Source organism: Candidatus Burkholderia verschuerenii, assembly GCF_001189365.1.
GTDB lineage: Bacteria > Pseudomonadota > Gammaproteobacteria > Burkholderiales > Burkholderiaceae > Caballeronia > Caballeronia verschuerenii.
Genome location: NZ_LFJJ01000245.1, coordinates 1 through 7,131, shown reverse-complemented (window position 1 = coordinate 7,131; position 7,131 = coordinate 1). Strand labels below are relative to the sequence as shown.

The window sequence follows — 7,131 nt, the reverse complement described above, 5'->3', positions numbered from 1 at the left end:
GGCGAAGTTCCAAACTCCCAGGAAACCATTCAGATCAATATTGCTTCTGGGAGTTCTGGGAAACACGATCTTCCGGCGGCCCCTTGCCACCCTTGACTTCGACTAATTCTGAAGGGCCGACTATCTAACATAGATAGTAGGTCCGCACGCGTTCGGTGGACAACCTCGGGAACGCTCGAAATACGCACTGCAAATCAACTGTCGGTTTCCCCAAAAGCGTGGACGGGAGCCGATAAATGATTGAACGGCTCCTTAAATCGTGGACTGGCGTCCCTTTAATCGTTGAACGGGATTTCCCTTTATTCGTGGACTCGCGCATCGTCGCAACTCCATCGACGAGGGGCACTGATGCGACGTCGGACCCATGGTCCGTGCTTGCGCAGCAGGCGGGACGCAACCTCCGGGCTGACCTCCAGCCCGAAGCGCCGGAAGATTTCGTTCTTGACCCGGTCCGAGCGCCAGCGTGGCTGGTTGGTCGGCGCGTCTGCGATCCATTGCGCGATCTCGACGGCCTGCGCCTGGTTGAGCGCGCCACGTTGTCGGTCGAGCGCAGACTCGAGACCACCTTTCGCACCGCGTCGCAGCCAGATGTAGAGGGTTCGCGCCATGATCCCGGCGGCTTCTGCCGCCAGTTCGACCGGCATTCCGTCGCGCACATCGGCCAGCGCCATCAGACGAGCGCGACGGTGCGGGAAGCGGTCAATAGCGGCACGGGCACGCAATTCAGCGCCCGTCTCGGGCAGGGTCTCGATCCAGTCGCGCCACCATGCCCGGTCGTCGGGGTGTGCCTGGTCCGGCCAGATCGCCAGCAGCAGGTCGAGCAGTTCCTGCCGGATCGCTTCATCCAGATGCCGCCAGCGTTCGAGCTGCCGACGGGGACGTGGCCCCTGCACGATGGCAATGGTCGTTCGCACGCGGTCGGGCCAGCCTTCGAGTATCCAGGCAAGGATCAGCAAGCCTTCGTAGCTACCGGTCGGTTCCGGACCGAGGGCGCCGCGACCGAAGTCACGCTCGATCCGCTCGAACAGGCGGCGGCGCACGACCGGCCTGGTGTCGATCCAGATCGCGCCCAGCAGCACGTCGAACAGCGTGATGACGACAGGCCATGCAAGCCGCTGCCCGCCCGGCAAGGTGAAAGCGCCATCGTCGTGCGCGGCTCGAAGATGGCGATGCAGGGCAATAGCGGCGGGATGGGCCTCGCGCGATGCCATATCGGCGAGACGGAAGCCGCACCGCCCACAGCGATCCGGAGCAAAATAGTCCTGCGAGGACAAGGCCGGCAGTTTCAGCCTGTATCCGCATTCCGGGCAGATGCCGTTCAGCACCGCGGCATGGTCGGGACAGACCGTCGCCCATCCGGCTGCCCAGTCCCGACGCACATGAGGCGTCGGATCGTTGGCCAGACAGTGCGGGCACACGGCGATGCGTTGCCTGCGGTGGCTCGTCCGGCCCTGCGCGCGGAAGCGCAATCCCGCGAAGCGGTCACGCGGATCGTCCGTCTCCTCATTGCCGGGCCAAAGCGTCAGGTCGGCAAGTGTCGTGGCATCGGTGCCGGTTGCCCGCGCCAGATGTTCGATCAGGGCGGGAGGCGGCCGACGCCACCAGTCGCCGGGACCGGCCAGCGTCCTGTCGGCATGGCGCAGCAGCAGGTCCTCCGGCGCGATCCCGAACGGCTCGGCATAGCGCAGCAGCCACGATGCCAGCGCTTCGTCCGGAAGCGGCGCGATGACGCCGGGCAGTTTCGGACGCTGCGTCACTACCGCTTCCTCGGCGGGCGGATCGAATAGCTCGACCTCGAACAGATCCTTTTCAGACCACGGCATGACGACGCTCCGAGGGCGCGATGAACCCCAGACTGTCCAGCATGTCCAGTACGATACGCTCTTGCCCCGTTTCGATGGCGGCGACCGCCGCACGCGTCACGATGGTCACCACCTCGCCGAGGATGCCTTCCGACGTCGAGAGCAGCCGCTGCGCCATCGGTGATGACGACAGGTTTGATGCTTCCCGGAGCGGCATCGAGGCTTCGAGCGTGTTGAGCAACCGCGTGAACTCCGCGCCGCCTTCCCATGGCGGCAGGCCGAACGGCGTGAAGCGGTTGGCAAGTTGGTCGTCGCTCTGGATCGCCCGTAGTCCTTCGGCCGTGCCGACCGCGACCAGCGGGATTTGCAGCTCGTTGCCGAGCCAGCGCAACAGATTCAGGAACCGGCGTTGCTGGTCGCGTGACCCGCACAGCATGTTGTGGACTTCGTCGATCACGAGCATCCGCACCCCGGTCGCGCGCATCATGCGCACCGCCGTGTCCTGCTTGGTCGAGAGCCTGTCGTTCAGCCGGTCCGGTGCACCGAGCGCTTCGAGAATCGCCGAGAAGAAGCGGCGCTCGTCCGGTGCCGGCGGCATCTGCACCTTGAGCACCGGCACCCGGATCGCTCCGTCCCGCGCGCTCTCCTCCGATCCCGGCAAGTGGCTGCGCCGGAACTTCTCGACGATCATCGTCTTGCCGTTGTTGCTCGGGCCGACCAGCAGCCGGTTCGGCATTCGCGTTCGCTTCGGGAAGGACAGCAAATCCTCAAGCGCCGACAGGGCGGCTTCCGCCCGTGCGTAACCGAGCCAGCGATCCGTCTGGATACGCCGGATGCGCGCCTCGTCCGGCGCTTCGGCCAATGCCTGCACGGCAGGCAACAGATGGGGATAGGTCTTCTCCGTCACAGCCATTCCTCCACGTTGGTGAACAGCCGCTCGTTCTCGGGCAGCGGTTCGAACGCCGTGGGATGGGGTTTGTCGGGCTTTGCGACAGCCGGCTCGACAGGAGCCACTCGGGCGGCTTGCAGCCGGCGCTCTCGCTGCCGCCGAAGGGTTTTCGTTTCGACGATCGCCCGGTCGACGATACCGCGCATCCGGTCGATCGCCGCGAAGATCGCGTCTTCGTCCACCTGGGCGCGGCCGTCCTCGCGCAGTCGCTTCAGTGCCAGGCGGTGTTCCCACAGGCTGATCGCGGGCCGTCGAAGATCGGCGTAGCTCAGGTCGTAATAGCGCCCGTCCGGCGCCCAGAGGTAAATCCGGCTGAGATCGCGCGGATCGTACCGCACGACCATCTTCTCCCGTTCGCCGATCAGCGTGCGCAGCACGTCCGACCAGTAGCTGATCGAGTGCAGGAACACGCCCTGGCGGCGCACCAGCCGCCGCTCCATCGGCAGGAAGTCGATCAGGAACTTGCGGGCGTCGGTCACGGGCGTCGGGCTGCCTCGGCCCGGTTGTTCGTCGCTGCCCTCCAGTCCACGTTGCCATGCAACCAGCGGCGTCGCGCCGATGCCGCGATGAAGTTCGCGGTGATAGACGCCGGTGATGGCGTGGGCGAGCCAGCACTCCACCTCGTCGAGCGTCATCGCCGCGCTTTTCGACGGATCGAGATCGCCTTTCATCCGCACGTCGGAGAAGGTCGTCCCCGGCAGCAGATGAACCTTGCCCATCATCGTGCCGATCAGCCGTTCGATATGAGCGCCATAATGCGGTGTGCGCACCGACCGGTAATCGATATCGATGTTGTGCTCGTCGCAGCCCTGCCTGAGAGCGATGGAACGGAACTCTTTGGCATTGTCGAGTGCAACCGCTCGGGGATGCCGCTGACCGGCCAGTCGTCCTCGATGCCGCGCGCCCGCATCCACTTGTCCTTCGGCAAGGCGGCGTGGGCGATGCACAGGGCGACGCTCGTCGCCGAGGGCGGATCGAGCGACAGGTGGAAGCCCGCCACGCAGCGGGAATGCACGTCGATGGCCAACGTCAGCCAGGGACGCTGGATCGGCTCGCGCGTGCGGCTGTCGACGACGATCACATCGACCAGCGTATGGTCGATCTGCACCAGCGACAGCGGCCACGGCGCGTCGAGCGAGCCAGTCGCTGGCGCGAAGCGATCACGTGCCGCCTTGCGGCCATGCCGCTTGCAATGCACGTCCGCTGCCGGTCGCATGCGCAGCCGCAGGTCGATCGCCTTTCGGCTTGGCGGTGGAAAGCCGAGCGTCCGGCAGCGCTTGCGCACCTCCACGACAACGTCGCTCACACGCTGTTTCTGGCGCGTCAGGAACAGTTCGTCGATGACTACGCCAACGATTTCCTCGACTTCATCAGCAAGAACCAGTTGGCCTTCACGGCGTCCGCGCCGTTCCGGCAACAGGCTGGTCAACCGGGGATCGGCCTCGTATCGGGCCAGCAGCCGGTAGACGAGCGTCAGGCTGATCCCCAACGCATCCGCCGCTTCCTGCGCCATGCCGCGCGACCGGCGCTCGGACTCCGCCAGCGGTTTCAGAACATCGAGCCGCCGCCGCGCCTTCTCCCATTCCTCCAGGGCAATCCCGGACAGATCGGGGGCGGGCGACGGTCGGGTCATGACACCCTCAACCGGGTGTCGAACCCGACAACACGGTGCGGGTCGAAGACGAGATCACCCCGCGCCATCAGTCGCCAGATCGCGCCCAGCGCCGTCACGCGGTCGCATGCGATGGGGTCACAGCCTCGCGCAGCGTCGGGGCACCCATTCCGCTGACGATGCGCCTCACGGTCTTCGCCAGATCGGCATCCAGTGGGGCCTTGCGCAGCGGCAGCAACCGCCGGGCATTCTCAAGCCGGGGAATGCGGATCGCCGACTCCGTGGCGATCCGGAACCTGCCGCTCATCCCGCAGACCGCGTCGCGCGCCGCCACGAAGCCAGGCCGCAGCGCCGGCCAGTTCTCACGTAGATCGGCCCGATACTTGACCTCGACCAGTTCATACCGGCCATCGCTCCAGGTCACGCCAAAGTCCGGCTTGTATCGGCGTGGCTCCGTTGGGGTCTCGAACCGGATCGTCACCGGCTGCGACACGATCGTCGCGCCGGGATCGTCGAACGCCACCAGCAATGCGAAGTCTCGCTCAAGCGCGCTCTCGTGCTCGACGAGGCCGCTCTCGAAACTCCCAAACCCTGTGACATGCGAACGACGACAGAGCGGGATGCGTCTCATCGCTCCCACTCATCTGCGTGTCACTCGAGAATACACCCAGATGTTGGGGTCAGTCCACGTTTCAAGGACAAAATCTATGATTCAAGGGAAATCAGCCAATGGCCAAGGGTCCAGAAAGACTCCGCATTCCTCGCCGACCAGATTCGGCTTCAAGGAAAAACGACATACGCACTGCACATCAACACGAAAACAGCTTCCGGACACCCGAATATCGCTTCATGTCCCCACCCGCCGGATCGATCGGGAGGGCCGCGCCATGATCGTTGCGCTGCTCAACCAGAAAGGGGGTGTCGGCAAGACGACGCTTGCCACGCATATCGCCGGCGAACTTGCACTGCGCGGTCAGCACATCGTGCTGCTCGACGCCGACCCGCAGGGTTCGTCGCTCGACTGGACGCAGCGTCGTGCCCAGCAGGGCCTGCCGCGTCTGTTCAGCGCCGTGGGGCTCGCCCGCGAAACCTTGCATCAGGAAGCGCCGGAGCTGGCCCGGCGGGCCGATCACGTCATCATCGATGGTCCGCCCCGCGTTGCCGCTCTCGCGCGCTCCGCGCTGCTCGCGGCCGGTCATGTCCTGATCCCCGTACAACCCAGTCCCTATGACCTGTGGGCGTCAACCGAGATGGTGTCGCTGATCCGGGAAGCGCAGGTGTTTCGGCCATCGCTTCGCGCGGCGTTCGTGATCAACCGGCGCGTCGGCACGACGATCATCGGGCGAGAGGCCCGACAGTCGCTGGGCGAGCAGCCGCTACCGGCGCTGCGTGCCGAAGTACGCCAGCGCATCGTGTTCGCCGACAGCGTGGCGGCCGGCCGGCTCGCGCGTGAGACGGCGCCGGAGTGTGCTGCCGCGTGCGAAATCACGGCGCTGACCGACGAGCTTTTGCGGTGGCCGCTATGACCCTCGCGCACAGCAAACGCAGGGCGATCGGCGCGCGTCCATTGACCGATCCGCATGCCGAAGCCTGGATCCGCCAGGGCGACGGGAATGGCATCCAGAAAGGCGATCTCTATACCGCACGCCTGACGCTCGACATCACGCCAGCACTGCGCGCGCGCATCAAGGTGTCGGCGTTCACGCAAGGCATGACCGTCGCCGAGTTGCTGCGCGATCTGCTGGAGCGCGAGTTCCCGGAGAAGACGTCATGACGGCGCAACGCACATCGAATGGTGCTGCGCCGCGCGCAGAGGTGCGTCTGCGTGCAGTCAAGCGGAGCGAGCACGGATCGGACATGGCGTTGAGCGTTCGCTCGCGCCGACGCGCTCGCCTCGCGCTGGCGCTCCTGTCCATCGGCGGTCTGGCGGCGCTCGCATGGGCCGAGTTTGTGCCTGCCACGCTGCGGCCCATACCCCGACTGACTTACAACGCCTCCGAAAGCGTGCCGGTCGGCTGGTACCGCGTCGATCCGCTCGATCACCGGACCGGCTCGGCGACGCCTGTGCCGTCCGTGAACAACATCGTGCTGGTCTCGCTGCCGACCGAGACCGCCGCGCTCGCGGCGCAGCGCGGGTACCTACCTGCGCATGTTCGGCTGCTCAAGCGGATTGCCGCCATCGCGCCGCAGGCTGTGTACATCGACGATCATCGCGTGCGTATCGATGGCGTGCCCGTGGCCGCCGTCCTGGCGACGGACCGCATGGGCCGGCCGCTGCCGTCCTGGCAGCAATGCCGGCGCCTCCGACCTGGCGAACTCTTCCTGCTTGGCACGACCAGTCCCGCGTCGTTCGACAGCCGTTACTTCGGCCCAGTCCATGTCTCCAACGTGCTCGGCATGGCGCATCCGATATGGCTGGAGACGCGTCGATGAAGGCGACCATGCATCGCACCGACCTACGCTCGACATATGTCTTCGGAACGACCGTTGGCGATGCCGTTGCACAGACCGGCGCGCACCGGTCGCACGTTTTCGGCGTCCAAACGTCGCGCTGCGCATGCACCGGCCGGATGGCCGCCGCTCCGCGCTTCGGCAAGGCAGAACGCAATTCAAGCCGGAAGACAGAAGCGGAAGGCAAGACATCGGCATAGGGGCGGCCAGCAAGCTGGCCGGTCCCCTGCCACACCACCCTGCCACACCACCCGGCGTGCGGGTCCGCACCGGGCGGTTCGGGAAGTTGAGGTTATGTGAGGCGAGGCATGCCAAGA

General features: G+C 65.9%; 8 protein-coding genes and 1 pseudogene. 4 read left to right on the top strand and 5 right to left on the bottom strand.

Annotation, left to right across the window (positions count from 1 at the left end; genetic code table 11):
- Window positions 1-299: 299 nt before the first annotated feature.
- From BVER_RS26440 to BVER_RS26420, 5 genes and pseudogenes are all read right to left on the bottom strand, one after another.
- The gene (locus BVER_RS26440) at window positions 300-1,823 is read right to left on the bottom strand and encodes a TniQ family protein (RefSeq protein WP_050455788.1); all 1,524 of its coding nucleotides are present in this window, start codon (window positions 1,821-1,823) and stop codon (window positions 300-302) included.
- Window positions 1,810-2,709, bottom strand: coding sequence for a TniB family NTP-binding protein (locus BVER_RS26435; protein WP_232316815.1), 900 nt, complete (start codon window positions 2,707-2,709; stop codon window positions 1,810-1,812). Before BVER_RS26435 ends, BVER_RS26440 begins: the two co-directional genes overlap by 14 nt.
- Window positions 2,706-3,191, bottom strand: a complete 486-nt coding sequence (locus BVER_RS36710; RefSeq protein ID WP_502255038.1) for a Mu transposase C-terminal domain-containing protein — start codon at window positions 3,189-3,191, stop codon at window positions 2,706-2,708. The genes BVER_RS26435 and BVER_RS36710 overlap by 4 nt, the downstream gene beginning before the upstream one ends.
- A 312-nt stretch (window positions 3,192-3,503) precedes the next feature.
- Window positions 3,504-3,967, bottom strand: a pseudogene (locus tag BVER_RS36705) (integrase catalytic domain-containing protein); the annotation flags it as partial.
- A 511-nt stretch (window positions 3,968-4,478) separates the two neighbouring features.
- On the bottom strand, window positions 4,479-4,994 hold the full coding sequence (locus BVER_RS26420; protein ID WP_050455784.1) for a TnsA endonuclease N-terminal domain-containing protein: 516 nt from the start codon (window positions 4,992-4,994) through the stop codon (window positions 4,479-4,481).
- Between the two features lie 256 nt (window positions 4,995-5,250).
- On the opposite strand from BVER_RS26420, the gene parA reads away from it, so the two are divergent.
- The 4 genes from parA to BVER_RS26400 all read left to right on the top strand — a co-directional run bounded on the left by parA (window position 5,251) and on the right by BVER_RS26400 (window position 7,014).
- Window positions 5,251-5,889 carry a ParA family partition ATPase gene (parA, locus tag BVER_RS26415; protein WP_050455783.1) on the top strand — a complete coding sequence of 213 codons (639 nt, stop codon included), beginning with the start codon at window positions 5,251-5,253 and terminating at the stop codon, window positions 5,887-5,889.
- Window positions 5,886-6,137, top strand: coding sequence for a hypothetical protein (locus BVER_RS26410; RefSeq protein WP_050455782.1), 252 nt, complete (start codon window positions 5,886-5,888; stop codon window positions 6,135-6,137). Before parA ends, BVER_RS26410 begins: the two co-directional genes overlap by 4 nt.
- Before the next feature lie 83 nt (window positions 6,138-6,220).
- Window positions 6,221-6,796 (top strand): S26 family signal peptidase, encoded by a 576-nt coding sequence (locus BVER_RS26405; protein WP_050455789.1) that lies wholly within the window; start codon window positions 6,221-6,223, stop codon window positions 6,794-6,796.
- On the top strand, window positions 6,793-7,014 hold the full coding sequence (locus tag BVER_RS26400; RefSeq protein WP_050455781.1) for a hypothetical protein: 222 nt from the start codon (window positions 6,793-6,795) through the stop codon (window positions 7,012-7,014). Before BVER_RS26405 ends, BVER_RS26400 begins: the two co-directional genes overlap by 4 nt.
- Window positions 7,015-7,131 lie beyond the last annotated feature (117 nt).